Source organism: Zobellella denitrificans (assembly GCF_002407485.1).
Classification (GTDB): Bacteria; Pseudomonadota; Gammaproteobacteria; order Enterobacterales; family Aeromonadaceae; genus Oceanimonas; species Oceanimonas denitrificans.
Map to the genome: position 1 here is coordinate 748,079 of NZ_CP012621.1, position 25,188 is coordinate 773,266.

Sequence of the window (25,188 nt, forward strand, 5' to 3'; positions counted from 1 at the left end):
AAACTGACTTTTTGGTACAAATTGGCTTTGCCGGTGCCGTTTTTCGCCTATAATCAGCCGCTTCAAGCCGTCCCGCAGAAGACGGCATCCACACGCGCAATCGTTTGCCCATCGTCACCCGATGCCGGCACCCATCATCAAAGGAGAAACCAGCAGTGGCCGAGCCCCGCTTCCATTATCCCTGGTACAAGAAGGAGGACACCGACGCCTTTTTCGCCCTGTTCCAGAACAACGTTGCCAACTTCGTCATTATCACCATCACCATGCTGGGCATGGGCTTTCCCCAGGAGCTGGTGTTCGGGCAGGTGATACCGGGCGCGGCCATCGCCGTGCTGGTGGGCAATTTCTATTACGCCTATACCGCCAACCGGCTGGCCCACCAGGAGCGGCGCACCGACGTGACCGCCCTGTCCTACGGCATCAGTACGCCGGTGATGTTCGTGTTCCTGTTCGGGGTGCTGCTGCCGGCCAAGACCATGACCGGCGATCCCGAGCTGGCCTGGAAAATTGCGGTGGGCGCCTGTTTCCTCAGTGGCCTGCTGGAGGTGCTGGTCAGCCTGGTGGGCCGCTGGGTGCAGCGCAACCTGCCGCGGGCGGCCATGCTGGGGGCGGTGGCCGGGGTGGCCCTGACCTTTATCGCCGGCGAGATGATGTTCAAGACCCTGGAGATGCCGGTGGTCGGCCTGTTCGTGCTGGCGGTGATCATCATCGGCATCGTCGGCCGGGTGGTGTTGCCCTTCCGCATGCCCGCCTCTTTGTTCGCCATCGTATTCGGTACCCTGCTGGCCTACCTGCTGGGGGCGAGCGATAGCGCCAAGATCGCCGAGGGACTGTCCCACTTCGGCTTTTACCCCGTGCTGCCCAGCATGGCGGCCTTCGACGGCATGAGCTACCTGTTCGGCTCCATGATCGGCATCCTCACCGTGGTGCTGCCCATCACCCTCTACAACGCCATCGAGACCATGAACAACGTGGAGGCGATGGAGGCGGCCGGCGACAAGTACGACGTGCGCGAGTGCCAGGCGGTCGACGGCGTGGGCACCATGATCGGCGCCCTGTTCGGCGGCCTGTTCCCGACCACCGTCTATATCGCCACCGTGGGCGCCAAGTGGATGAAGGCCGGCCGTGGCTACAGCATCCTCAACGGCCTGGTATACCTGCTGGCGGCCATGTTCGGCCTGATCGCGGTGATCTCGGCGCTGATCCCGGTGGCGGTGGTGGCCCCTATCCTGGTGTTCGTGGGCATGTCCATGGTGTCCACCGCCTTCCAGACCAACGCCAAGAAGTACTACCCGGCGGTGGCCCTGGCCATGCTGCCCTACTTCGCCAACTACGTGATGACCCGTTTCAACAACGCCGCCGGCGAGGTGGTCAGCCGCATCTCCGACGGCATAGTGCCCCTGGGGCAGGGCGCCATGTTCACCGCCATGATGCTGGGCGCCATCACCGTCTGCGTGATCGACGGCGCCTTCAAGCGCGCCACGGCCTTCGCCCTGTGCAGCGCCGGCTTCTCCTTCGTGGGGCTGATGCACGCGCCCAAGCTCGGCTTCTACGCCGCGCCCGAATACGTGCTGGGCTACCTGGTGATGGCGCTGCTGTTTGCCTGGTACGCTTTTTTCGGCGCCGTGAAGCGGGACGACCACGTGATGGGCGAAGACTGAACGGAAACGACGAATCGAGGGCGCTGCGGCGCCCTTTTATTTTGCTCAAAATTACGCCATGCTGTTAGCATCCTGACGGGGAGGCGCTATTCATGTTCGAGATACTGGGGCTGGATCATCTGGTGCTGCGGGTGCGGCAGCCGGAGCGGATGCTGGATTTCTACTGCCGGGTCCTGGGCTGCACCCTGGAGCGGGAAAAGAGCGACATCGGCCTCTACCAGCTGCGTGCCGGCGCCCAACTGATCGATCTGGTGGACATCCGCGGGCCGCTCGGCGGCGACGGCGAAGCGGCGGATCAGTGCAAGGCCAACATGGATCACTTCTGCCTGCGCATCAGCCCCTTCGAGCCTGATGCCCTGCGGCTTTACCTGGAGTGCAACGGGGTGATCTGCGAGGAGCCGCAGCTGCGCTACGGGGCCGAGGGGGAAGGGCCTTCGGTCTATGTGTTCGATCCCGAGGGCAACCAGGTCGAGCTGAAAGGCCCGCTCTAGACTGGCAAGCGCCGCCGTTAAGGGTAAAATGCCCATTTTTGGCAGCGATTCCATGACCACCATCCCCTGGCCGCCGACGGCTTCCCTCGCTTTTCTGCAACAACGGGCCCGCCTGCTGGCCGCCATCCGCCACTTTTTCGCCGAGCGGCAGGTGCTGGAGGTGGACACGCCCACCCTGGCCAGCGCCGGGGTGACCGACGTGCACCTGGACAACTTCGTCACCCGCTTCGTCGGCCCCGGCATGGCCCAGGGCCTGGATCTGTACCTGCAGACCTCGCCGGAATTCCATATGAAGCGGTTGCTGGCGGCGGGCAGCGGCCCCATCTACCAGATCTGCAAGGCCTACCGCAACGAGGAGTCGGGCCGGTTGCACAATCCCGAGTTCACCATGCTGGAATGGTACCGCCCCGGTTTCGATCATCATCAATTGATGGACGAGATGGCCGGGCTGCTGCAGCTGGTGCTGGGTTGCGACAGCCCCGAACGGCTGACTTACCAGCAGGCCTTTACGACCACCCTGGGGGTCTGCCCGCTGAGCGCTTCCCTCGATGAGCTGCGCCGGGCCGGCCAGGATCTCGGCGCCGATGACCTTATCGCCCGGGAGGAAGACAGGGACACCCTGCTGCAGTTGCTGTTCGCCCTGGGGGTGGAACCGCGTATCGGCCAAGTGGTGCCCTGTTTCGTCTACCACTTCCCCGCCAGCCAGGCGGCCCTGGCGCGCATCAGTCCGCAGGATCCGCGGGTGGCGGAGCGATTCGAGGTCTATTTCAAGGGCATCGAGCTGGCCAACGGCTTCCACGAGCTGAGCGATGCCGACGAGCAGCGCCGCCGCTTCGAGCAGGACAACCGGCTGCGCCGCGGCCGCGGGCTGCCCGAGCGGCCGGTGGACGAATACCTGCTCGCCGCCCTGCAGGCCGGCCTGCCCGACTGCGCCGGGGTCGCCCTGGGGGTGGACCGGTTGATCATGCTGGCGCTGGGGGCCGGGCGGCTGGAGCAGGTGATCGCCTTTCCGGTCACCCGCGCCTGAGTCAGTCCCGGGGCGGATAGTTGGCCAGCAGCTCCGCCACCTGCTGCTCGATGCGTCGGCTGCGTTCGGCGCCCTTTATGCGCTCGGCGGGAAACGCGCGCGGATGCTTGCTGCTCCACAGCATCCTGCCGCCGGGCTCTTCCAGCCACAGCTTGAGCCTGAGCTCCCGCACCGCGCCATAGACCCTTTCCTCATCATCCCAGAAACTGCCATGACGGGCGGTGAGACGGGGTATGGTGGTCAGCAACCGGGTTTCTTCCAGCAACTGGTAGTTCAGCCAGAGCGATGCCTGCTCGGGCTGGGCCAGGTGCAGGCCGCGGCCAGGCAGCAGGGCCAGGGCCGAGGCGGTGATGCGGGCGCCGTCCAGCGACTGGCTGTCCGCCGTGGGCGCCAGGGCGACGGTGGTGAAACGGCTGAAATCGGTGTCTTCGGCGTAGTCGTAGGGGGCGGCGCAGCCGCTCAACAACAGCACAACAAGCAGCAGGCGTAGCATAGGGGTCTCCATCTCCGGCCGGGGTTGCAGGTAGTTAGACCCGGGCGGAGGGCAAATTGCAAGCGGCCGTGGCCACCATGGCGGTATCGCTCATTGCAGGAGTTCCCTGGCCAGCTCGATCAGCGCCAGGCGCGCGGGATGATCGCCCCTGTCCTTGTGCCAGGCGAAATAGAAGAAGCGGCTGAGGGAAAGCGCGGGCACCGGCAGTGCCACCAGGCTGCCCGCGGCCAGCTCGTCGGCCACGCTCAGCCGCGACATGCAACTGAGCCAGGGACGGGACTGCAGCAGCCGCTTGATGGTGGGCAGGTGGGGGTATTCCTGGCGGATCCGCAGCGGCCCCAGCCGGCCGGCCAGGGCCTGCTCGAAGGTGTCCCGGGTGCCGGATCCGGACTCGCGCAGCACCCATTCGCACTCGGCCAGTTGTTGCAGGCTCACCTCGGACTCCCGGGCCAGGGGATGCTCGCGCTGGCAGACGATCACCAGCTCGTCCCGGCACCAGGGTTCGAGGCGGAGCCATTTTTCCTGGGCGTGGGCTTCTATCAGCGCCATTTCCAGCCTGCCCTGGTACAGCTGTTGCAGCAGGCGGTGGGTGTTGTCCACCGCCAGGCCGAGGTCGAGCTGGGGGTAGCGGCGGGCCACCTGCTCGATCAACCCGGGGATCCAGTGGTCGGCGATGGTCCGGCTGGCGCCCAGGCGCAGCCGGCCGGCGATGGGGCTCTGGCCCTTGAAGCCCTGTTCGATAAGGTAGCTCTCGGCCAGCATCTTCTGGGCCCGGGGCAGCAGCCACTGGCCCCAGGCGTTGAGGCTGAGCCGGCGGCCGACCCGGTCGAACAGGGAGTGGTTGAGCTGTCGCTCCAGCTCCTGCAGCGACATGGTGGCGGCCGACTGGGTCATGGCCAGCTGCTCGGCGGCCCGGCTCAGGCTGCCGTTTTCCGCCACGCTCACGAACAGCCGCAACTGCTTGAGGGTAAAGTTCATCCCAGGGCGCCCAGCACCAGCAGGATGACGAACAGCAGTGCCAGGCCGAAGGCGCCCACCGCCAGGCCGGTGCGCAGCATGTCCCGGGTGGTGATGAGGCCGGTGGCGTAGGCCAGGGCGTTGGGCGGGGTGCTCACCGGCAGTATCATGCCGAGGGAGCAGGACAGGGCCACCAGTACCAGGGCGCTGTCCAGGCCGTAGTCGGCCATGCCCTGGTAGCCGGTGGCCACGGCGGCGGTGATCGGCAGTATCAGGTTGGCGGTGGCGGTGTTGGACATGATGTTGGCCAGCAGGAAGCACACCAGCAGCAGGCTGAGCAGTATGGCGGCGCCGGGCAGCTGTTCGAGCGGCAGCGACAGGGCCAGCTTGCGCGCCAGCCCCGACTGATCCAGGGCCAGCCCCAGGGCGATGCCTCCCGCCACCAGCCAGAGCACGTCCCAGTTGATCTTCTGCAGATCCGCCGGGGTGATGATGCCGGTCAGGCTGAATACCACCAGGGGGATGACGGCCACCACATAGCTGTTCATGCCGTGCCAGAAGGAAGTGAGCCACAGCACTATGGTCAGGGCGAAGGTGGCGTAGAGCAGGTAAGCCCGGGGGCCGCGTACGAACTTGCTGCTCAGGGTCAGGCACAGGCCCAGCTCGGCGGCGGGGTAGAGCCGGAGCAGCAGCCGCCAGGCGGCGGCCAGCATCACCAGCACCAGGGGAACGGCGAAGGCCATCCAGGTCAAAAAGTCGATGGGGTTGGTCATGTACTGCAGGGCGATGGCGTTGGGCGGGGTGCCGATGGGGGTACCGATGCCGCCCAGGTTGGCGGCGATGGGAATGGCCAGCAGCAGGCCGCGGGTGGACGGCGCCTGCAGCCCCAGGCTGGCGAACACCGGCCCCATGATGGTGAGCATCATCAGGGTGGTGGCGGTGTTGGACATGAACATGGAGAACAGCGCCGTGATCAGCATGATGCCCAGCATCAGCCGGTCGTGACTGGCCATAAAGGGGCGCAGCAGATAGTTGGCCAGGTTGGTGTCGAGTTTGTACTTGGCCGCCCCCAGGGCCAGGGCGAAGCCGCCCAGGAAGAGGATGATGATGGGGGAGGCGAAGCTGCCCATGATGGCCTGGTAGGGCAGCAGCTCGCCCAGGGGCTGGCCGGCGTCTTCCCGCAGGAACCAGACGGCGGCCTGATCCGACACCGTGATCAGCAGCAGGCCGATGATCAACAGGGAGGTGGCGAACACCGGCACCGGCTCCAGCACCCACAGCAGGGCGGCGAGCAGGAAGATGGCCAGCAGGCGCTGCTCGACCAGGCTGGCATCCGGCAGCGGCAGCAGCCCGGCCGGCAGGTTCAGCACCAGCAGGGGCAGCAGCAGGGCGAGCAGCAGTTTAAACCGGTTTGGCATCATGACCTCTCGGGAGCGCGTTGATGGGCTGTTCGCTGATCAGGCGGATGTCCACCTGCTGGTGCGGGATCTGGATCCGGTGCCGGCGCAGCCGGGCCAGCAGCAGGTTGTGCAGCTCGTGGGTCATGGGCATGCGGTGGCTCATGTCCTCCACATAGACCCGCACCTCGTACACCAGGGCCGAGTCGGTCAACTCGATCAGGAACACCTCGGGGATGGGGTTGTCCAGGATCAGGCCGCATTCTTTTATCGCCTCGTGGGTCAACCGCTGCACCAGCTCGATATCCGCGTCCAGCCGCACCCGCACCAGCAGCTTGACCCGGGTGATGGCGTCGGACAGGGACCAGTTGACGAACTGCTCGGTGATAAAGGCCTTGTTGGGCACGATGATCTCGCGCCTGTCCCAGTCCACTATGGTGGTGGCCCGGGTCTTGATCTTGGAGATGGTGCCGGTTAATTCGCGGATGGTGACGGTGTCGCCGATACGGATCGGCTTTTCGAACAGGATGATCAGGCCGGACACGAAGTTGGCGAAGATCTCCTGCAGGCCGAAGCCCAGGCCCACCGACAGGGCGGCCACCAGCCACTGGGTCTTGGACCAGTCGATGCCGAGCATGGCGAAGGTGGTGAAGGCGCCGACCATTAGCACCAGGTACTTGGAGATGGTGGTGATGGCGAAGCCGGTGCCGGGCGACAGGTTGAGGTGCTGCAGCAGGCTGAGTTCCATCAGGCCGGGCAGGTTGCGGGCGGTGATCCAGGTGAGCACCACCACGAACAGGGCGATCACCAGATCCTTGAGCGAGATGGGCACCAGGGCGTCTTCCCCGGCCAGGCTGGTGGAAACCTGCCAGACCTGGATGCTGTCGAGGAAGCTGAAGGCGGTGTTGATCTCCGACCACAGCAGCATCAGGCTGAGGATGTAGCCCAGCATCAGCACCGAGCGCAGCAGCCCCAACGACTGGGCGCTGATGGTGTCCAGATCCACCTCGGCCACGGCGGCCGCTTCCGCCTCCGGGCTGGGCGGGGCTTCGGCCGTCTCCTCCTTCTCCTTTTCCTTGCGCTGGGCCAGGATTTCCGCCCGTCGGGCCTTGGCCCGCTCGAACGCCAGCCGCCGGCGCTGGATCAGCATCCAGCGCCGCACCAGGAAGTAGGCCATCAGGAATCCCAGCCCCACCAGCACCGAGATCTCCAGCTGGCGCAGCAGGGTATGGGCGGTGAACAGGTAGCCCATGGCGGCGGCGGCCAGGGCCAGCAGCGGCGCCAGGATCAGCAGGCCCCACAGCAGGTGGTTGACCAGGGTCAGGTGCTCCCGGCGGGGCGTGGACAGCAGCAGCGGCAGATCCGCCCGGTACAGGCGCCAGGAGAACAGGCTGAGCAGCAGGCAGATGAACATAAAGCCGAGCCGGCCCAGGGTGTCGTAGAGGGAAAAGTCCCGGTATTCCTGGGCGGTATAGAACAGCAGCAGGGCCGGCAGCATGGTTAGCATCAGGGTCTGGAACTGGCGCCAGACCCGGCGAACCCGTTCCCGGGGCAGGTTGAAGTGCACCACCAGCAGACCCCTGTGCATCATCAGGTTGCCGATCAGCATCAGGATGAACACCGGCAGCATCAGCTTGCCCAGGGCATGGGCCAGGGCCAGCACCACCGGCGGCGCCCAGGGGGAGTCGATGGCCCTGGACAGCAGCGACAGCAGCGCCGGCAGCGGCAGGGCGGTGAGCAGGCTGAGCAGCAGGGTGTTGAAGGTGTAGTCGTACTTGTCCTGGGTGACGTTGCCGATGCGCGCACTGATCTTCTCCAGGTAATCGCGCAGGCTGCGCCGGCTCAGGAACCAGAGGTAGAGCACCATCAGGGAGCTGACGCCATACAGGGTGAGGCTGGCGCCACCCTGCAGCAGCAGGGACTGGGGCAGGGCGGTCCAGGTGCTGGCGGTGAGCAGCCAGCCCAGGGTTTCCATCAGGGCCAGCGGGAACTGGCCGCCGATGGGGCGCAGATCCGGCAGCCAGAACAGCCGTTCGTCGGTGAGGGTACGGATTTCCTGCAACTGGCTGTTCTGCCGGCTGTAGGCGACCTTGAGCCGGGTCTGTTCGTGGATCTGGTTGTCGGTGGCGCCGACCAGTTGCTCCAGCAGCCGGCGCTGGGTGGCCAGCAACTCATCAAGTTGGGCCAACTGGGCATCGGTCAGGGTGCCGGCCTGCTCGCTCAGCAGCAGGTTGGTGCGGTAGCCGCCGGTGCGCAGGCTGTCGAGGGATTCCTGATAGCCGTACTTGTCCACCCGGCTCTGCACGATGCGGGCTTCCAGCTGGGGCAGGGGATAGGGAGCCGGCAGCTCGTTCAGGCGGTTGCGCAGGTTCTCGCCGAAGCCCCGGCTGACCTGCAGCCATTCCAGTTGCTCCTTGAGGTTGTTTTTCATGGTAACCAGCTCGGAGGCGGCCCGCTCCGCCGCCTGGTACTCCAGCTGCAGCGCCTCCACCTCCCGGCTCTTCTCGCCGAGCTGGGTGGACAACCGCTGGTTGACCGCCTGCTGGCCGGCCAGCAGGGGGGAGTCGGCCTCGACCTGGTCCAGCAGGCGCTCGCTCTCGGCGATGGCGGCCTCGGTGGTGACGCGGCGCAGCTCGTTCTGGCGGCCTTGCAGCGCCTCTATGTAGGTGTCCAGATCCTGCAGCCGGGCCTGGAGAATGTCCAGCTTCAGCCGGTTGAGGCTGTCTCGGTTGCCGGCGGACAGCTGTTCCAGCTCCAGCACCTGGATGCGGGTCTGCAGGCTCTGCTCGCGCACCAGGGCCAGCACGCGGTTGGCGGTCTGCTGCCGGCTCTGGCTGTCTGCGAACTGCAGTTCGTCCAGGCTCTGCTGGGTGCGGCGCAACTGCTGGCGCAGATCGTCCAGCAGGCTGTGCTGATCGCCCGCCCCCAACTCCTGCAGGTTGAGGGTATTGGCGAGCTCGTCCCGCTGGCCTCTGAGCTCCAGCCGGCGGGCCTGGGCCTCGACCAGGGCCTGTTGTACCGCCTCTTCGTCCAGGCGGGGGATGCCGGCGGTGTCGGTGGCCTTGAGCCCGGCCCGTTCGCGCTCGAGTTTTTTGAGTTCGGCGGGGTAGTCATCCATGAACTGCCGCAGGGCCTGGGCCTGCTTGCGGTAGCGTTCGCCTTCGCGCACCAGTTGCAGGGCCTGGTTGTAGCTGTCGCGCAATTTCTGCAGCTCGGGCCTGTCCCCCTCGGGGATTTCGGCCAGCAGGGCCTCGATGTCGGCGACGCTCTGATCCGCCGGCAGCGGGGCCGGCAGCAACAGCAGGGCAAAAAACAGCAGTATGGGGGCAAACACGGCTGACTCCCGATGTTTAAGGGTTAAAACCTGCGGCGGTTCAGCCCCGGTTCAGGCGTCCGAATTCGGTGCCCATGCGGGTGGGGGTGCCGGGCCTGAGGCTGTCGGACAGCGTTACCCGGCCGGGGGCAAAGAGGCACACCACCGTGCTGCCCAGCTTGAAGCGGCCCATCTCCTCGCCCTTGGCCAGGCGCGGCGCCGTGGCCGGCTCGTAGTCCCAGCGCTGCACGCGCTTGCCCACCGGCGGGGTGATGGTACCGGCCCAGACGGTTTCGATGCTGGCCACTATGGTGGCGCCCACTAGCACCAGGGCCATGGGCCCGGCGGCGGTGTCGAAGATGCATACCACCCGCTCGTTGCGGGCAAAGAGCTCGGGTACCCGCTCGGCGGTGAGCGGGTTGACCGAGAACAGCTCGCCGGGCACGTAGATCATGGTCCTGAGCACCCCGTCCAGGGGCATGTGGATGCGATGATAGTCCCTGGGGGCCAGGTAGATGGTGGCGAAGTCGCCGCCCATAAAGGGTTCGGCCAGGGCCTTGTCGCCGCCGAGCAGGGCCCGGGCGCTGAAGTCGTGGCCCTTGGCCTGGATGATGCGGCCCTGCTGGATGGGGGCCAGTTGGCTGATGGCGCCGTCCACCGGCATGGCGAGGAGCTCTTCCCCCTGCACCAGCGGACGGACGCCGTCTTTCAGCGGGCGGGTAAAGAAGTCGTTGAAGCTCAGGTAGTGGGCCGGATCCGGATACTGGGCCTCGTTCATGTCCACCCGGTAGCGCTGGATAAAGCGGCGGATCAGCCACTGGGTGAGTCGGCCACCTTCCATGGCGGCCAAAAGGCCGACCAGGCGGGAAATCAGGTGCTTGGGAAGCAGGTATTGCAGCAGAATTTTCAGGTTGTCGATCATAGGGAATCCGAACAATGACGGGGAAAGGGATCAGGATTTGGGATGGTGGCGACTGGGCTTGTCGGCCATGGCATCCATGATGCGGTGGTAGCTCTCGAGCCGCTCGGGATGGATGTCGCCATCCGCCCTGGCCTGCTGCAGCAGGCAGCCCGGGTCGGTGCCGTGCTTGCAGTCGCGGAAGCGGCAGCCGCCGAGATAGTCGCGAAATTCGCGGAAGCACCAGGCCACCCGCTCGGGGGGCAGGTGCCAGAGGGAGAACTCGCGGATGCCCGGCGAGTCGATCAGGGAGCCGCCGGACGGGAAATGATAGAGCCGGGCGGTGGTGGTGGTGTGCTGGCCCAGGCCGGAGTTGTCGGACACGGCACCGGTGGTCGCCTCCACATGGGGCATGACCGCATTGACCAGGGACGACTTGCCCACCCCCGACTGGCCCACGAAGATGCTGGTGTGATCCTTCAGCGCCTGCTGGAGCTGGTCCAGCCCCTCGCCGGTGTCGCAACTGACCAGCAGCACCTGGTAGCCGATATCCCGGTAGCGTTGCAGGGCCTGCTCCGCCTCCCGGCGCTGGTCGTCGGTGAGCAGATCCGCCTTGTTCAGCACCAGCATGGGCGGCATCTCGACGTCCTCGGCCGCCACCAGGTAGCGGTCGATGATGTGGCAGCTGAGCTCGGGCAGCACCGCCGACACCACCACTATCTGGTCGATATTGGCGGCCACCGGCTTGATGCCGTCGTAGTAATCGGGACGGGTGAGCACGGTCTGGCGGGGATGCACCGCCTCCACCACGCCGCTGATGCCCTGCATGGTCTCCACCCCCGGGCGCCAGACCACCCGATCGCCGGTGACCAGGGAGCTCAGGGTCCGGCGCAGGTTGCAGCGGTGGATCCGGCCGGCATCGTCTTCGATGTCGGCATGCTGGCCGAAGCGGCTGATCACCAGCCCCTCCTGGGGCGGCCCCAGCAGGCTGTCGTCTATGGTGTCCACCTGCTGGCGCTTGAGCCGCCGGCTGTGGTTATCGCTTACCCGGCGCTTCTGGCCTTTGCTGAGCTGTTTTTTCTTGGTCACGACGTCCTCGAACCCGTTTTCACTGCCGGCTATGATACACTTTCCCGCTCGAACTTGTCCCCATTGCCACTCAGCTAGAGACCCAACATGAGCCAAAATGCAGAAAACCTGGTCTGGATCGATCTGGAGATGACCGGCCTGGAGCCGGACGAACACAGGATTATCGAGATTGCCAGCATCGTCACCGACAAGGAGCTGAAGGTGCTGGCCGAGGGACCGGTGCTGGCCATCCATCAGCCGGAGGCGGAGCTGGCCAAGATGGACGAGTGGAATGTGCGCACCCACACCGGCTCGGGCCTGGTGGCGCGGGTGCAGGCCAGCACCGTGACCGAGGCGGAGGCGGTGGCGCAGACGCTGGCGTTTCTGCGCCAGTGGGTGCCGGAAAAGACCTCGCCCCTGTGCGGCAACTCCATCGGCCAGGACCGGCGCTTCCTGGCCCGCCACATGCCGGAGCTGGAAGCCTTCTTCCATTACCGCAATATTGACGTCAGCACCGTCAAGGAGCTGGTGCGCCGCTGGCAGCCGGCGCTGCTGGAACAGTTCACCAAGAAGGGCAGCCACCAGGCCCTGGACGATATCCGTGAGTCCATCGCCGAACTGCAGTTTTACCGGGAGAAAGTGTTCACGATCTGAGCCGTCCGGGCGCCGTTGCTGGTAAATTCGGCAAACGATCTCGGGGGGCGAAAAAAGGCTTGCATTCACTTAAGCCGCTCGTATAATTCGCCTCCCGTAGCCGGACGGAATTGCAAAGCAAGCCGCTGGTTGCGATAAGGCTTATGCGGGAATAGCTCAGTTGATAGGGCTTGACCTTGCTGAAGTTGATGAGGGTCGCGCCGCGGCCCCATGCACAAGTTAAGAGTATTTTGCGGGAATAGCTCAGTTGGTAGAGCACAACCTTGCCAAGGTTGGGGTCGCGAGTTCGAGTCTCGTTTCCCGCTCCAAATTGCAACGATGCGGCTCACCAAGGCGGCATTGAAAGTGAAAAGTGTTTTGCGGGAATAGCTCAGTTGGTAGAGCACAACCTTGCCAAGGTTGGGGTCGCGAGTTCGAGTCTCGTTTCCCGCTCCAAATTGCAACGATGCGGCTCACCAAGGCGGCATTGAAAGTAAAAAGTGTTTTGCGGGAATAGCTCAGTTGGTAGAGCACAACCTTGCCAAGGTTGGGGTCGCGAGTTCGAGTCTCGTTTCCCGCTCCAAATTTCAACGATGTGGCTTACCAAGGCGGCATCGAAAGTAAAAAGTATTTTGCGGGAATAGCTCAGTTGGTAGAGCACAACCTTGCCAAGGTTGGGGTCGCGAGTTCGAGTCTCGTTTCCCGCTCCAAACCCCAAAAAACCGACCTCAGGGTCGGTTTTTTATTGCCCGGAAATCATGCCGGATGACACGGCACAACCTTGCCTGCAAGCGGCTCCTATATATCAAACATGCCCTCACCGGGCATGCTCCGGCATGCCCTTGTCCACGGCGCGGATCAGCCGTTCGGTCTTGCGCTCCGGCCGGGCCAGTCCGGCCCGTTGCCGCGCCAGGGCCCAGTCGATATGCTCCCGCACCAGTTCGTCCACCTCGTCCCGTTTCTGCCCCAGTCCTTGGATGACCTGCTCGGAGGCGGGGGCGTTGCCCAGGGCCACGGCGATATTGCGCAGCCAGCGGCGATGGCCGATGCGACGGATGGGGCTGCCTTCGGTCATCTTCAGGAAGTGTTCCTCGCTCCAGGCGAACAGGGCCAGCAGCTCGGGGGCGTGCAGGTCGTCCCGGGCGGCGAAATCCGGCTCCCGGCTGGCCCCGGCGAAGCGGTTCCAGGGGCAGATCAGCTGGCAGTCGTCGCAGCCGTAGATGCGGTTGCCCATCAGCGGGCGGAACTCCTCCGGGATGGGGCCGTCGAGTTCGATGGTGAGGTATGAGATGCAGCGCCTGGCGTCCACCACATAGGGGGCGACGATGGCACCGGTGGGGCAGGTGGTGATGCAGGCCACGCATTTGCCGCAGCCTTCTTCCACCGGGCCGTCTACCGGCAGCGGCAGGTTGACCAAGAGTTCGCCCAGAAAGAAGAAGGAGCCCTGCTCCCGGTTGAGCAGCAGCGAGTGCTTGCCCACCCAGCCGATGCCGGCCTTGGCCGCCAGCGGCCGCTCCAGTATGGGGGCCGAGTCGACGAAGGGGCGGGCGACCAGCCCTTGGGCCCGTTCCGCTATCCGGTCGGCCAGCTTCTTCAGCCGGTTGCGCAACACCTTGTGGTAATCCCGGCCCAGGGCGTAGCGGCTGATGTAGCCCTTGTCCGGGTCGCTCAGCACCCGGGCGATGGCGGCCTGCTCCGGCAGGTAGTTCATGCGTACCGAAATCACCCGCAAGGTGCCCGGCAGCAGCTCCTGGGGGCGGGCGCGCATCATGCCGTGGCGGGCCATGTAGTCCATTTCGCCGTGGTAGCCCTGGTCCAGCCAGTCGGCGAGCAGGGGCTCGTGGGCGGCCAGATCCGTGTCGGTGATGCCCACCTGGTCGAAGCCTAGCTCTGCTGCCCAGAGCTTGATATCGTGAGCCAAAGCGGCAAAGTCGGGAGTGGTCATGAGCATCGTCGGTCTGGAAAAGCCCCACAGTCTAACACAGTCGTTCTGGTACTCGGAGCAGATCCGGGAGGGGGAAAGGCAGGCGGCGGCCTCGGCCGGCATCAGCCTGTTCGAACTGATGTCCCGGGCCGGCCTGGCGCTGTTCGAGCTGGCCCGCAAGGAATGGCCCGATGCCCGGCACTGGTGGGTGTTCTGCGGCGGCGGCAACAACGGCGGCGACGGCTATGTGGTGGCGCGGCTGGCCCGGGCGGCGGGCATTCGGGTGCAACTGGTGCAGCTGGGGGATGCCGACGCCCTGACCGGCGACGCCGCCCTGGCCCGGGATCACTACCGGGCCGACGGCGGCGCCATCGAAAGCCTGGAGGCCCTGCAGGACAGCCCGGATCTCATCGTCGACGCTCTGCTCGGCACCGGCCTCAAGGGCGAGGTGAGGGAGGCGGCCCGGCAGCATATCCGGCGCATCAACGACACGGCCGTCCCCGTGCTGGCGGTGGATCTGCCCTCCGGCCTCTGCGCCGACACCGGCCGGCTGCTGGGGGAGTCGGTGCGGGCCTCTCTCACCCTGAGCTTCGTCGGGCTCAAGCCCGGCCTGCTCACCGGGCGCGGGCCCGATGTGTGCGGCCGGGTCTGGCTGGCGGATCTGGGCATCCAGCCCCGACTGCGGGCGGCCCCGGCCGGCCGTCTGTTGCATTGGCAGCAGGAGCGGCGGGACTTGCCCGGACGGCGGCGGGGCGCCCACAAGGGCGAGGCCGGCCGCTTGCTGATCGCCGGGGGCAATGAGGGCATGAGCGGCGCCGTCAGGCTGGCCGGGGAGGCGGCGCTGCGCCTCGGCACCGGCCTGGTACGGCTGCTCAGCCATCCGTCCCATGCGTCCTGGCTTAATCTGAGCCGGCCCGAGCTGATGACGGCGAGCTTTCCAGGGTTTGACGGCTGGCAGTGGCCCCAGGCCCTGGTGCTGGGGCCGGGTCTGGGCCGGGACCCCTGGGCCCAGGCGCTGTTCGAGGCGGCGTTGTCCTTCCAGGGCCCCATGGTGATCGACGCCGACGGCCTCTACTGGCTGTCCCGCCGCCAGGCGGTACTGCCCGCCGAGCGGCCCTGGGTGCTGACGCCCCACCCGGGCGAGGCGGCCATGCTGCTCGGTTGTTCGGTGGCGGAGGTGGAAGCGGACCGGCTGGCGGCGGTGCGTGCCATCCAGCGCCAATACGGCGGTGTGGCGGTGCTCAAGGGGGCCGGCAGCCTGATCGCGGATGAGCGGCAGGTCAGTTTGTGTCATTATGGCAACCCCGGCATGGCCTCGGGGGGTATGGGCGACCTGTTATCTGGTATAATCGGCGCCTTTATGGCCCAGGGGCTGGCTCCTGTCCGGGCGGCGACCCTGGCGGTACCCCTGCACGCCCTGGCGGGCGACAAGGCGGCCGGAGCCGGCGGCATGCTCGGTCTTCTGGCATCGGATTTGTTATCTCCACTAAGAACCCTTATCAATCAAAAAGATGAACATGACAATCAAGACGTGGACCCGGTTGCTGGCCGATGAGGGCGAAACCCTGGCCCTGGGGGAAAAACTGGCGCAGGCCTGCGGCGGTCCGGCGGTGATCTTCCTGCACGGTGAGCTGGGGGCGGGCAAGACCACCCTCAGCCGCGGTTTTATCAGGGCCCTGGGCCATGAGGGCAAGGTGAAAAGCCCGACCTATACCCTGGTCGAGCCCTATCAGCTGCCACCCTGGCAGGTTTATCATTTCGATCTTTACCGCCTGGCGGATCCGGAAGAATTGGAATATATGGGCATTCGCGATTATTTTACTGATGACAGCTTATGTCTGGTGGAGTGGCCGGAGCGTGGCCTCGGCATGCTGCCGTCGCCGGATCTGGAGATCACCCTCAGTTACCAGGGCATGCAGCGTAAGGCGTTGGTGGAGGCCTGCTCGGCGGCGGGCGTGGCGTTGCTGGAGAAAATACAAGCGTGAAGTCGATATTCGTTGTGTTCTGTCTGCTGTTCAGTGTTTCGGCCTGGTCCAATCAGCTGGAGAGCATCCGTATCTGGCCTTCACCGGACAACACCCGCATCGTGCTGGACATGGGCTCGGCGCCTGCCTACGACTACTTTATGCTCAACGACCCCCACCGGCTGGTGGTGGATCTGCGCCAGACCCAGAACAGGGTCAACTTCGCCAGCATCACCAATAACAGCGAACTGATCACCCGCATCCGCGACAGCAAGCCGCCTTCTCCCGGCAGCTACCGGCTGGTGTTCGAACTCAGGAGCGGGGTCAAGCCCAGCCTCTTTCCCCTGACCCCGGCCGGTGAATACGGTCACCGGCTGGTGATCGATTTACCCTACCAGGATCAGAGCCGGGCACCCCAGCCGGTGGCACGCCAGGCGACGCCGGTGGGGCAGAAGGAGATAGTGGTGGCCATCGACCCCGGCCACGGCGGGGAGGATCCGGGCGCCATCGGGCCGCGCAAGAACAGGGAGAAGCACATTACCCTGGCGATTTCCCGCCGCCTGGCCGAGCTTATCAACAAGGAGCCGGGCATGCGGGCGGTACTGACCCGTACCGGCGACTATTTCGTCAACCTCAACCAGCGTTCCGAAATCGCCCGCAAGGCCCGGGCAGACCTGCTGCTGTCCATCCATGCCGACAGCGTCGCCAACCAGGGCCCGCGCGGCGCGTCGGTGTGGGTGCTGTCCTCCAACCGGGCCAACCGGGAAATGGCCAGCTGGCTGGAGAAGCAAGAGCGCCAATCGGAGCTTCTTGGTGGGGTGGGAGAGGTGATCTCCCAGACCGACGGCAATCCCTACCTGACCCGCACTTTCCTCGACCTGTCGATGGACAAGTCGCGGGCCGACAGCTATGCCATCAGCGAGCATATCCTCTCCGCCATGGGCAAGGTGGTGCGGCTGCACAAGAGCAAGCCCGAGCACGCCAGCCTGGCGGTGCTCAAGTCGCCGGACATCCCCTCCATCCTGATCGAGGCGGGTTTTATCTCCAATCCCCAGGAGGAGCAGTTGCTGATCACCGCCGAACACCAGCAGAAGGTGGCCCTGGCGGTGTTCAACGGGGTGAAGTCCTATTACCGGCAGAACCCGCCCAGCGGCACCATGATGGCCAGTCAGCCGACCCAGGGGGGCACGCGCCAGCATACGGTTCGCTCCGGGGAGAGCCTGTCGCTCATCGCCCAGCGCTACGGCGTCAGCGTCAGCCGCCTGAAGGGGCATAACCAGCTGCAGTCCGACGTGGTCCGTATCGGCCAGGTGCTGGATATCCCGGGGAGCTGAGATGCCTATCCGGATCTTGCCGGCCCGGCTGGCCAACCAGATTGCCGCCGGTGAAGTGGTGGAACGGCCCGCCTCCGTAGTCAAGGAACTGGTGGAGAACAGCCTGGATGCCGCAGCCACCCGTATCGAGATCGACATTGACAAGGGCGGCACCAAGCTTATCCGCATCCGCGACAACGGTGGCGGCATCGCCCGCGAGGAATTGACCCTGGCCCTGTCCCGCCATGCCACCTCCAAGGTCAGCACCCTGGAGGATCTGGAGCAGATCCTGAGCCTGGGGTTCAGGGGCGAGGCGCTGGCCTCCATCAGTTCGGTGTCCCGCCTGGTGCTCACCTCCAGGCCGGCAGAACAGGCCGAAGCCTGGCAGGCGATGACGGAAGGGCGGGACATGGAGGTGAAGATCCAGCCGGCCTCCCACCCCGTCGGCACGACCGTGGAGGTGAGCGATCTGTTCTTCAATACCCCGGCCCGGCGCAAGTTCCTGCGCACCGAGAAGACCGAATTCGGCCATATCGACGAAGTGATCCGGCGCATCGCGCTGAGCCGCTTCGACCTCAACCTGAGCCTGCGCCACAACGGCAAGCCGGTGCGCCAGTACCGGGCCGGTACCCTGCCATCCCAGCAGGACAAGCGGCTGGCGGCGGTGTGCGGCCCTGCTTTTATCGCCTCGGCACTGCGCCTCGACAGCGAACACCACGGGCTGCGGCTGTGGGGCTGGCTGGCGCCGCCGGAGGCGGCCCGGGCCCAGCCGGATCTGCAATATACCTACGTCAACGGCCGCATGATGCGCGACAAGCTGCTCAACCATGCGGTGCGCCAGGCCTACGGGGATCGTCTGCCCGCCGACGGCCATGGCGCCTTCGTGCTCTACCTGGAGCTGGATGCGCGCGAAGTGGACGTGAACGTGCATCCGGCCAAGCACGAGGTGCGCTTCCACCAGGCCCGGCTGGTGCACGACTTTATCTACCAGGTGCTGGCCCAGGCGCTGGAGCAGCCCCTGGCCCGTGTGGTTCCGCAGGCCGAAGAGCCATCCCCGGACTACGAGCCGGCCGCACTGCCGGTGCGGGAGCCGGTGTCCTTCCAGGCACCGGGCCACGGCTATGGCGGCGGGCGCGAGCCACGGGCGGGCGGGGGCCTGAGCCGGCGGGAATGGCAGGGCATGAGCGGCCTGCTGACCACCCTGGCTCCGTCCCGGCCTCTGCCTCAGCCGGCCATGCCGGCCGCTGCCGGGGTCTCGTCGGACAGCGGGCAGGGCCAGCCGCTGCTGCTGGCGCGGGAACGCTTCCTGGTGCTGATGTACCGGGAACGGCTCTGGCTGTGCGATCTGGACGGGGCCCGCGTCCATGAAAATGGCCAGGCGCTGCTGGCGGTGTGGCGAGAGGGACTGACGCCCCAGCCCCTGCTGTTGCCCATCAGCATCCCCCTGGATCGGGAACAAGCAGCGGCCTTGACGCGGCATGGTCCTACACTGCAAAAACTGGGCCTGGAGTTGAAAAGCGGCAGTAAAGGCACCATTATCCTGACCCGGGTGCCGCAGCCCTTGCGCCATGCGGATCTGGCCCGGCTGTTTCCGGAACTGCTGGCCCGGCTGGACGATGAGGCACAGGCCCAGCCGGCGGCCCTGTGTGGCTGGCTTGCCGGTCAGGCACAGGCCCGGGCGGCCTGGACCCTGGCCGAGGCGAGCGCCTTGTGGCAACGGCTGCAACCCGGTTTGCCCGCCGACCCGGAGGGAGTGCCCTTTTTGCGGTCGGTGGCGTTGGAGCAACAACTAGACAGGTGGATGGATGGGGACTGAACCCCTGGCAATATTCTTGATGGGGCCCACGGCATCGGGCAAGACCAGTCTGGCCATGACCCTGTGCCGGGAGCTGCCCTGTGAACTGATCAGCGTCGATTCGGCCCTGGTTTACCGGGGCATGGATATCGGGACCGCCAAGCCGACGGCGCAAGAGCAGGCCCTGTTCCCCCACCGGCTCATCGACCTGCGGGATCCCGCCGAGGCCTATTCGGCCGCCGACTTCCGCCGCGATGCTCTGGCCGCCATGGCGGAGATCACCCAGGCCGGGCGGATCCCGCTGCTGGTGGGGGGGACCATGCTCTACTTCAAGGCGCTGCTCGAAGGCCTGTCCCCCCTGCCCGGCGCGGATGCGGCGGTCAGGGCCGGGATCGAGGCCGAGGCGGCCCGCCTGGGCTGGACAGAGCTGCACCGCCAACTGGCCGATATCGATCCGGTGGCGGCCGCCCGTATCCACCCCAACGACCCCCAGCGCCTGTCCCGGGCCCTGGAGGTTTTTCGTATTTCCGGTAAAACGCTCACAGAATTAACGCAACACAAGGGTGATCCCCTGCCGTACAAAGTGTTACAGTTCGCGATTGCACCCGTCCAGCGGGCCGAGCTGCACCGGCGCATTGCCGAGCGGTTCCGGCTGATGCTCGAGCAGGGATTCGAGCAGGAGGTTCGCAACCTGTATCAGCGGGGGGATCTGCATCCGGAACTGCCGTCCATCCGCTGTGTCGGCTACCGCCAAATGTGGGATTACCTGGATGGCGTTGTCGGCTATGATGAAATGGTGGAGCGTGGGATTGCGGCCACCCGGCAACTGGCCAAGCGGCAGCTGACCTGGCTTAGGAGCTGGCCGGATCTGCACTGGCTGGATACCGATAACAAAGAGGCCGGCCGTCACCTGGTTGAACGGGTGAAGCTGGCGCTCGACGACAGACAACAATAACAATTTTCCACAATTACAAAAGATAAGGACAACAAGATGGCTAAGGGACAATCTCTGCAGGATCCGTTTCTGAATGCGCTGCGACGTGAACGGATCCCCGTCTCTATTTATCTGGTGAATGGCATCAAGCTGCAAGGGCAGATTGAATCCTTCGATCAATTCGTCATTCTGCTGAAGAACACCGTCAGCCAGATGGTGTACAAGCACGCTATCTCGACCGTGGTACCGGCCCGGCCGGTGCATCACCAGGCGCCTTCGTCGGGCGGCCCGGATCAGGGTGATACCGAGCAGGATCAAGATTGATATTGACGAGCAACCCTGTATGGCGGTGTGACAGCGCCTTGATGTGCGCTGTGTCTGAACGACGGAGGAAGCACCTTGTTTGAGCGTTATCAAGGTGGCGAGTCCGCCATTTTGGTTCACATTAATTTTGCCGACGATAACGAACGGGAAGCGCTGGACGAGCTGGAGCTGCTGGCCGACTCCGCCGGGGTCACCACCTGCGCCGTGGTGACCGCCAGCCGGGGGGCGCCCCAGTCCAAATTCTTTATCGGCACCGGCAAGGTGGAAGAGCTGGCGGCGCTGGTGCAGATGCACCAGGCCGACGTGGTCATCTTCAACCACAGCCTGAGCCCGGCCCAGGAGCGCAACCTGGAGCGGGAAGTCAAGTGCCGGGTGCTGGACAGAACCGGCCTCATCCTCGATATCTTCGCCCAGCGGGCCCGTACCCACGAAGGCAAGCTGCAGGTCGAACTGGCCCAGCTTCGGCACCTGTCCACCCGGCTGGTGCGGGGCTGGACCCACCTGGAGCGGCAGAAAGGCGGCATCGGCCTGCGCGGCCCGGGGGAAACCCAGCTCGAGACCGACCGCCGGCTGCTGCGGGAGCGGATCAAGTATATCCAGAAGCGGCTGGAGAAGGTGTCCCGCCAGCGGGAGCAGGGGCGCCGGGCGCGGCAGCGCAACGAGATCCCGACCCTGTCCCTGGTGGGCTACACCAACGCCGGCAAGTCGACCCTGTTCAACCGGCTGACCCAGGCCGGGGTCTATACGGCGGATCAACTGTTTGCCACCCTGGATCCCACCCTGCGCAAGATAGAGCTGCCCGATGCCGGGCCCGCCATCCTGGCCGACACCGTCGGCTTTATCCGTCATTTGCCCCATGATCTCATCGCGGCCTTCAAGGCCACCCTGCAGGAAACCCGCGACGCGGATCTGCTGCTGCACGTGGTGGACTGCGCCGACGAGCAGATGCGGGAGAACATCCACGAGGTGAATTCGGTGCTCGAGCAGATCGAGGCGGACGAGGTACCGGTGCTGATGGTGTTCAACAAGATAGACAAGCTGGAGTCGCCCAGCCCGCGCGTCGAGGTCGACGACGAGGGGCGGCCTTGTGCCGTTTGGGTATCGGCGCAAGAAGCTCTGGGGATCGACGGTCTCTTAGAGGCATTGAACCGGCTGCTGGCCGGGGTACTGGTGGAACACCAGCTGACCCTGCCGCCATCGGCGGCCAGGCTGCGCAGCCGGCTCTATGCCCTGAACGGGGTCGTGAACGAGTCTTTTGGGGAGCAGGGGGAGTATGTGGTCGACATCCGGCTGCAGCAGGCCGACTGGCACCGCCTGCTTAAACAGGAAGGCGAACAGCTAGAGCGCTTTATAAGCGATTGATTGCTTGGTAAAGTTACTTTCATAAACCAGAAAGACGGAGATACAAATGGCTTGGAATGAGCCTGGAAATGGTGGTAAGGACCGTGACCCCTGGGGGAATAACGGCAAACATCAGGGCCCGCCAGATCTGGATCAGGTGATTCGCAACCTGAGCAACAAATTGGGAGGGCTGCTGGGCTACCGTGGTACCGGTGGTGGCGGTGGCAGCATCGGCTCCTTCGGTATCGTTGTGGGCCTGGTCATCGCCCTGGTGGTGTGGGTGGTCAGCGGTTTCTATACCATAGGCGAAGCCCAGCGGGGCGTGGTGCTGCGTTTCGGCAAGTTCTACCAGACGGTGGATCCGGGCCTGAGCTGGAAAGCGACCTTCATCGACCGGGTCTACCCGGTGGACGTGGAGACGGTACGCTCCCAGCCGGCCTCCGGTTTTATGCTGACCCGTGACGAGAACCTGGTCCGCGTGGAGATGGATGTGCAGTACCGGGTCATCGAGCCGCGCGACTATCTGTTCAACGTGACCAATGCCGATGACAGCCTGCACCAGGCACTCGACAGCGCCCTGCGCTATGTGGTGGGCCACAGCACCATGGACGACGTGCTCACCGTGGGCCGTGAGCGGGTGCGCCAGGAAACCCGGGCCCTGCTCGAAGAGATCATCGACCCCTACCAGTTGGGCTTGATGGTGCTCGATCTGAACTTCCTGCCGGCCCGTCCGCCGGAAGAAGTAAAAGATGCCTTCGACGATGCCATCGCCGCCCAGGAAGACGAGCAGCGCTTTATCCGTGAAGCCGAAGCCTACGCCCGGGAAATTGAGCCCAAGGCCCGTGGTCAGGCCCAGCGTCTGCTGCAGGAAGCCGAAGCCTACAAGGAGCAGGTGTCCTTCCGCGCCGAAGGTGAGGTAGCCCGTTTCCGTGAGCTGCTGCCCCAGTACCGGTTGCAGCCGGATCTGGCCCGCCAGCGTATCTACCTGGAAACCATGGAAGAGATCTACAGCAAGGTCAACAAGGTGGTGGTGGACACCCCCGACGGCAACAACAGCCTGCTCTACCTGCCGCTGGACAAGATGATGGAACAGCAGGCGGGCCGGGCCACCCGGATCGATCCCAATATCATCACTTCCGATTACCTGAACGGTAATGTCCCCACGAGTCAGGACGGCGGTCAGTTGCGGCCGGGTTCGGACCGTAGCGCTATTCGTCCGACAGGGAGAAACTAAGCGATGAAAAGAGTATTACTCGTTGTTCTCGGCCTGGTGGCGATCGTGCTGTATTCCTCGGTGTTCGTGGTCGGGGAAGGCGAGCGGGGCATAGTGCTGCAATTCGGCAAGGTGAAACGGGAGCAGGGCTCCGACCTGCCCACCGTCTACCAGCCGGGCCTGCATTTCAAGGTGCCGATGATCGACCAGGTGCGCAAGCTCGACGCCCGCGTCCAGACCCTGGACGATCAGGTGGATCGCTTCGTGACCTCGGAGAAGAAAGACCTGATCATCGACTCCTACGTCAAGTGGCGCATCGACAACTTCGCCCAGTACTACCTGGCCACCGGCGGCGGCAACCGGCTGCAGGCCGAGAACCTGCTGCGCCGGCGGATCAACAACAGCCTGCGTTCCGAAATCGGTAGCCGGACCATCCGCGATATCGTGTCCGGTGAGCGGGGCGACGTGATGGAAAGCGCCCTGCGCGGCCTGCTGGAGTCTTCCTCCGAGCTGGGCATCAAGGTGCTGGACGTGCGGATCAAGCAGATCAACCTGCCGACCGAGGTGTCCAACTCCATCTACCAGCGGATGCGTGCCGAGCGGACCGCCGTGGCCCGGGAGCACAGATCCGAAGGTCGTGAGCAGGCGGAGATCATCAAGGCCGAGGCGGATCGCCGGGTGACGGTGATGATCGCCGAAGCCCAGCGCAATTCCCGCACCCTGCGCGGTGAAGGGGATGCCCAGGCGGCCCGCATCTACGCCGATGCCTATGCGGCGGATCCCGAGTTCTTCAGTTTTATCCGCAGCCTCGAGGCCTATCGCAAGAGCTTCGAAAGCGGCGGCGACATGATGATCCTGAAGCCGGACGGCGATTTCTTCCGCTTCCTGAAGGATCCTTCAGGCAGGGTCCAGTAAGCAGCGATACCAGCCCGGGCAACCGGGCTTTTTTCTGCGCGATTTTTCCATCAAAAGTCCCGCTCCCATTGTTCCGACCTTGGTCAAAATTTGTTAGACTCCATTTTTAACAACTCAACAGTTAGTGAAAATGGGACAAAACGTTGTTGTACTAGGCACCCAATGGGGTGACGAAGGCAAGGGTAAGGTCGTCGACCTGCTGACTGACAAAGCCCGTTATGTTGTGCGTTATCAGGGCGGCCACAATGCCGGCCATACCCTGGTCATCGACGGTAAGAAAACCGTCCTCCACCTGATCCCCTCCGGTATTCTGCGCGACAACTGCACCTGTGTGATCGGTAACGGCGTGGTGCTGTCTCCCGAGGCCCTGCTCAAGGAAATGCGTGGCCTGGAAGAGAGCGGCATTCCGGTGCGCGAGCGCCTGGTGCTGAGCGAAGCCTGTCCGCTGATCCTGCCCTACCATGTCGCCATGGATCTGGCGCGGGAGAAGGCCCGGGGCGCCAAGGCCATCGGCACCACCGGCCGCGGTATTGGCCCGGCCTACGAAGACAAGGTGGCGCGGCGCGGCCTGCGGGTGGGCGACCTGTTCGACATGGCTGCCTTTGCCGACAAGCTCAAGGAAGTGGTGGCCTACTACAACTTCCAGCTGACCGGTTTCTACGGCGCCGAAGCCGTTTCCTACGAATCCGTGCTGGAGCAGGCCCAGGGCTATGCCGAACTGCTCACCAGCATGGTGGTGGACGTGACCGACCTGCTCGACAAGGCCCGCCTGAATGGCGACAAGATCATGTTCGAAGGCGCCCAGGGCACCCTGCTGGACATCGATCACGGTACCTATCCCTATGTGACCTCGTCCAACACCACCGCCGGCGGCGTGGCGACCGGCTCCGGCTTCGGTCCGCGCTACGTCGACTATGTGCTGGGCATCGTCAAGGCCTACACCACCCGGGTCGGCTCTGGTCCTTTCCCCACCGAGCTGTTTGACGAGGTGGGCGAGTACCTGGGCGTGAAGGGGCACGAGTTTGGCGCCACCACCGGCCGCAAGCGCCGCACCGGCTGGTTCGATGCGGTGGCCATGAAGCGTGCCATCCAGATCAACTCCATTTCCGGCTTCTGCCTGACCAAGCTGGACGTGCTCGATGGCCTGAAGGAAGTGAAGATCTGTGTGGGCTACCGGATGCCCGACGGTTCGGTACGCGATGTCCCGCCCATGGCCGCAGAAGGCTACGAGACGGTGACACCGGTGTACGAATCCATGCCCGGCTGGGAGGAAACCACCTTCGGTGTCACTACCGTGGAAGGCCTGCCCCAGGCGGCCCGTGACTACGTCAAGCGGATCGAGGAAATCACCGGGGTACCGGTGGACATCATCTCCACCGGCCCGGATCGCGCCGAGACCATGATACTGCGCCATCCCTTCGAAGCCTGAGCTTCCCGGTAACGCAGCAAAAACGCCAGCCCCAGGGCTGGCGTTTTTTATTCGGTATGGAGAAGCGTAAAACGAGCGGGGAAAGCGTACGGATATTC

At 64.9% G+C, this 25,188-nt stretch carries 21 protein-coding genes and 4 tRNA genes; 18 read left to right on the top strand and 7 right to left on the bottom strand.

The genetic code is table 11. From position 1 onward, the window contains the following. Positions 1-155: 155 nt before the first annotated feature. From AN401_RS03565 to epmA, 3 genes are all read left to right on the top strand, one after another. Positions 156-1,661, top strand: a complete 1,506-nt coding sequence (locus tag AN401_RS03565) for a uracil permease (protein ID WP_094040264.1) — start codon at positions 156-158, stop codon at positions 1,659-1,661. A 92-nt stretch (positions 1,662-1,753) separates the two neighbouring features. After that, a complete protein-coding gene (locus AN401_RS03570; protein ID WP_094040265.1) occupies positions 1,754-2,152 on the top strand; it encodes a VOC family protein in 399 nt (132 codons plus the stop codon). A gap of 52 nt (positions 2,153-2,204) precedes the next feature. Beyond that, positions 2,205-3,179: an elongation factor P--(R)-beta-lysine ligase gene (gene epmA / locus AN401_RS03575; protein ID WP_094040275.1), complete on the top strand. Its 975-nt coding sequence runs from the start codon at positions 2,205-2,207 to the stop codon at positions 3,177-3,179. Position 3,180: 1 nt separating this feature from the next. Here the strand turns inward: epmA and AN401_RS03580 are convergent, their stop codons facing one another. The 6 genes from AN401_RS03580 to rsgA all read right to left on the bottom strand — a co-directional run bounded on the left by AN401_RS03580 (position 3,181) and on the right by rsgA (position 11,326). After that, positions 3,181-3,672: a DUF4136 domain-containing protein gene (locus AN401_RS03580; protein WP_096778559.1), complete on the bottom strand. Its 492-nt coding sequence runs from the start codon at positions 3,670-3,672 to the stop codon at positions 3,181-3,183. A gap of 90 nt (positions 3,673-3,762) precedes the next feature. Then, positions 3,763-4,650 carry a LysR substrate-binding domain-containing protein gene (locus tag AN401_RS03585; protein ID WP_096778560.1) on the bottom strand — a complete coding sequence of 296 codons (888 nt, stop codon included), beginning with the start codon at positions 4,648-4,650 and terminating at the stop codon, positions 3,763-3,765. Beyond that, positions 4,647-6,047 (bottom strand): SLC13 family permease, encoded by a 1,401-nt coding sequence (locus AN401_RS03590; protein WP_198401800.1) that lies wholly within the window; start codon positions 6,045-6,047, stop codon positions 4,647-4,649. Before AN401_RS03590 ends, AN401_RS03585 begins: the two co-directional genes overlap by 4 nt. Beyond that, positions 6,031-9,360: a miniconductance mechanosensitive channel MscM gene (mscM, locus tag AN401_RS03595; protein ID WP_096778562.1), complete on the bottom strand. Its 3,330-nt coding sequence runs from the start codon at positions 9,358-9,360 to the stop codon at positions 6,031-6,033. The genes AN401_RS03590 and mscM overlap by 17 nt, the downstream gene beginning before the upstream one ends. Positions 9,361-9,400: 40 nt before the next feature. After that, positions 9,401-10,261, bottom strand: coding sequence for an archaetidylserine decarboxylase (asd, locus tag AN401_RS03600; RefSeq protein WP_096778563.1), 861 nt, complete (start codon positions 10,259-10,261; stop codon positions 9,401-9,403). Positions 10,262-10,291: 30 nt separating this feature from the next. After that, on the bottom strand, positions 10,292-11,326 hold the full coding sequence (rsgA, locus tag AN401_RS03605; protein WP_096778564.1) for a small ribosomal subunit biogenesis GTPase RsgA: 1,035 nt from the start codon (positions 11,324-11,326) through the stop codon (positions 10,292-10,294). A gap of 87 nt (positions 11,327-11,413) precedes the next feature. Here rsgA and orn point away from each other — a divergent pair, with 87 nt between their 5' ends. From orn to AN401_RS03630, 5 genes are all read left to right on the top strand, one after another. Then, on the top strand, positions 11,414-11,959 hold the full coding sequence (gene orn, locus AN401_RS03610) for an oligoribonuclease (RefSeq protein WP_094040272.1): 546 nt from the start codon (positions 11,414-11,416) through the stop codon (positions 11,957-11,959). A gap of 232 nt (positions 11,960-12,191) precedes the next feature. Next, positions 12,192-12,267 (top strand) — tRNA-Gly (locus tag AN401_RS03615). Positions 12,268-12,318: 51 nt separating this feature from the next. Beyond that, positions 12,319-12,394 (top strand) — tRNA-Gly (locus tag AN401_RS03620). Positions 12,395-12,445: 51 nt separating this feature from the next. Then, a tRNA-Gly gene (locus tag AN401_RS03625) sits at positions 12,446-12,521 on the top strand. A 51-nt stretch (positions 12,522-12,572) separates the two neighbouring features. Then, positions 12,573-12,648 (top strand) — tRNA-Gly (locus AN401_RS03630). 107 nt (positions 12,649-12,755) lie between these two features. Here the strand turns inward: AN401_RS03630 and queG are convergent. Then, positions 12,756-13,883, bottom strand: a complete 1,128-nt coding sequence (gene queG / locus AN401_RS03635) for a tRNA epoxyqueuosine(34) reductase QueG (RefSeq protein WP_096780295.1) — start codon at positions 13,881-13,883, stop codon at positions 12,756-12,758. Here queG and AN401_RS03640 point away from each other — a divergent pair. From AN401_RS03640 to AN401_RS03685, 10 genes are all read left to right on the top strand, one after another. Further along, positions 13,882-15,417 (top strand): NAD(P)H-hydrate dehydratase, encoded by a 1,536-nt coding sequence (locus AN401_RS03640; RefSeq protein ID WP_096778565.1) that lies wholly within the window; start codon positions 13,882-13,884, stop codon positions 15,415-15,417. The two genes, queG and AN401_RS03640, sit on opposite strands and share 2 nt — an antisense overlap. Continuing rightward, positions 15,380-15,847: a tRNA (adenosine(37)-N6)-threonylcarbamoyltransferase complex ATPase subunit type 1 TsaE gene (gene tsaE / locus AN401_RS03645; RefSeq protein ID WP_094041425.1), complete on the top strand. Its 468-nt coding sequence runs from the start codon at positions 15,380-15,382 to the stop codon at positions 15,845-15,847. The genes AN401_RS03640 and tsaE overlap by 38 nt, the downstream gene beginning before the upstream one ends. Further along, positions 15,844-17,160, top strand: a complete 1,317-nt coding sequence (locus tag AN401_RS03650) for an N-acetylmuramoyl-L-alanine amidase (RefSeq protein ID WP_096778566.1) — start codon at positions 15,844-15,846, stop codon at positions 17,158-17,160. Before tsaE ends, AN401_RS03650 begins: the two co-directional genes overlap by 4 nt. A 1-nt stretch (position 17,161) precedes the next feature. After that, complete coding sequence (gene mutL, locus AN401_RS03655) at positions 17,162-18,955, top strand: DNA mismatch repair endonuclease MutL (RefSeq protein WP_096778567.1); 1,794 nt, start codon at positions 17,162-17,164, stop codon at positions 18,953-18,955. Beyond that, positions 18,945-19,889 (top strand): tRNA (adenosine(37)-N6)-dimethylallyltransferase MiaA, encoded by a 945-nt coding sequence (gene miaA / locus AN401_RS03660; RefSeq protein ID WP_096778568.1) that lies wholly within the window; start codon positions 18,945-18,947, stop codon positions 19,887-19,889. Before mutL ends, miaA begins: the two co-directional genes overlap by 11 nt. A gap of 36 nt (positions 19,890-19,925) precedes the next feature. Next, positions 19,926-20,192: an RNA chaperone Hfq gene (hfq, locus tag AN401_RS03665; protein ID WP_094040217.1), complete on the top strand. Its 267-nt coding sequence runs from the start codon at positions 19,926-19,928 to the stop codon at positions 20,190-20,192. Positions 20,193-20,267: 75 nt separating this feature from the next. Then, on the top strand, positions 20,268-21,554 hold the full coding sequence (gene hflX / locus AN401_RS03670) for a ribosome rescue GTPase HflX (protein ID WP_094040218.1): 1,287 nt from the start codon (positions 20,268-20,270) through the stop codon (positions 21,552-21,554). A gap of 46 nt (positions 21,555-21,600) precedes the next feature. After that, complete coding sequence (gene hflK / locus AN401_RS03675) at positions 21,601-22,767, top strand: FtsH protease activity modulator HflK (protein WP_096778569.1); 1,167 nt, start codon at positions 21,601-21,603, stop codon at positions 22,765-22,767. Positions 22,768-22,770: 3 nt separating this feature from the next. After that, a complete protein-coding gene (gene hflC / locus AN401_RS03680) occupies positions 22,771-23,661 on the top strand; it encodes a protease modulator HflC (RefSeq protein WP_094040220.1) in 891 nt (296 codons plus the stop codon). A 130-nt stretch (positions 23,662-23,791) separates the two neighbouring features. After that, the gene (locus AN401_RS03685; RefSeq protein WP_094040221.1) at positions 23,792-25,090 is read left to right on the top strand and encodes an adenylosuccinate synthase; all 1,299 of its coding nucleotides are present in this window, start codon (positions 23,792-23,794) and stop codon (positions 25,088-25,090) included. Positions 25,091-25,188: the final 98 nt, after the last annotated feature.

Excerpts from the sequence above, each read along its gene's own strand:
- AN401_RS03570 (WP_094040265.1), top strand. The coding sequence starts at position 1,754 with ATGTTCGAGATACTGGGGCTGGATCATCTGGTGCTGCGGGTGCGGCAG.
- epmA (WP_094040275.1), top strand. The coding sequence starts at position 2,205 with ATGACCACCATCCCCTGGCCGCCGACGGCTTCCCTCGCTTTTCTGCAA.
- AN401_RS03580 (WP_096778559.1), bottom strand. The coding sequence starts at position 3,672 with ATGCTACGCCTGCTGCTTGTTGTGCTGTTGTTGAGCGGCTGCGCCGCC.
- AN401_RS03585 (WP_096778560.1), bottom strand. The coding sequence starts at position 4,650 with ATGAACTTTACCCTCAAGCAGTTGCGGCTGTTCGTGAGCGTGGCGGAA.
- AN401_RS03590 (WP_198401800.1), bottom strand. The coding sequence starts at position 6,047 with ATGCCAAACCGGTTTAAACTGCTGCTCGCCCTGCTGCTGCCCCTGCTG.
- asd (WP_096778563.1), bottom strand. The coding sequence starts at position 10,261 with ATGATCGACAACCTGAAAATTCTGCTGCAATACCTGCTTCCCAAGCAC.
- orn (WP_094040272.1), top strand. The coding sequence starts at position 11,414 with ATGAGCCAAAATGCAGAAAACCTGGTCTGGATCGATCTGGAGATGACC.
- AN401_RS03640 (WP_096778565.1), top strand. The coding sequence starts at position 13,882 with ATGAGCATCGTCGGTCTGGAAAAGCCCCACAGTCTAACACAGTCGTTC.
- queG (WP_096780295.1), bottom strand. The coding sequence starts at position 13,883 with ATGACCACTCCCGACTTTGCCGCTTTGGCTCACGATATCAAGCTCTGG.
- tsaE (WP_094041425.1), top strand. The coding sequence starts at position 15,380 with ATGACAATCAAGACGTGGACCCGGTTGCTGGCCGATGAGGGCGAAACC.
- mutL (WP_096778567.1), top strand. The coding sequence starts at position 17,162 with ATGCCTATCCGGATCTTGCCGGCCCGGCTGGCCAACCAGATTGCCGCC.
- miaA (WP_096778568.1), top strand. The coding sequence starts at position 18,945 with ATGGGGACTGAACCCCTGGCAATATTCTTGATGGGGCCCACGGCATCG.
- hfq (WP_094040217.1), top strand. The coding sequence starts at position 19,926 with ATGGCTAAGGGACAATCTCTGCAGGATCCGTTTCTGAATGCGCTGCGA.
- hflK (WP_096778569.1), top strand. The coding sequence starts at position 21,601 with ATGGCTTGGAATGAGCCTGGAAATGGTGGTAAGGACCGTGACCCCTGG.
- hflC (WP_094040220.1), top strand. The coding sequence starts at position 22,771 with ATGAAAAGAGTATTACTCGTTGTTCTCGGCCTGGTGGCGATCGTGCTG.
- AN401_RS03685 (WP_094040221.1), top strand. The coding sequence starts at position 23,792 with ATGGGACAAAACGTTGTTGTACTAGGCACCCAATGGGGTGACGAAGGC.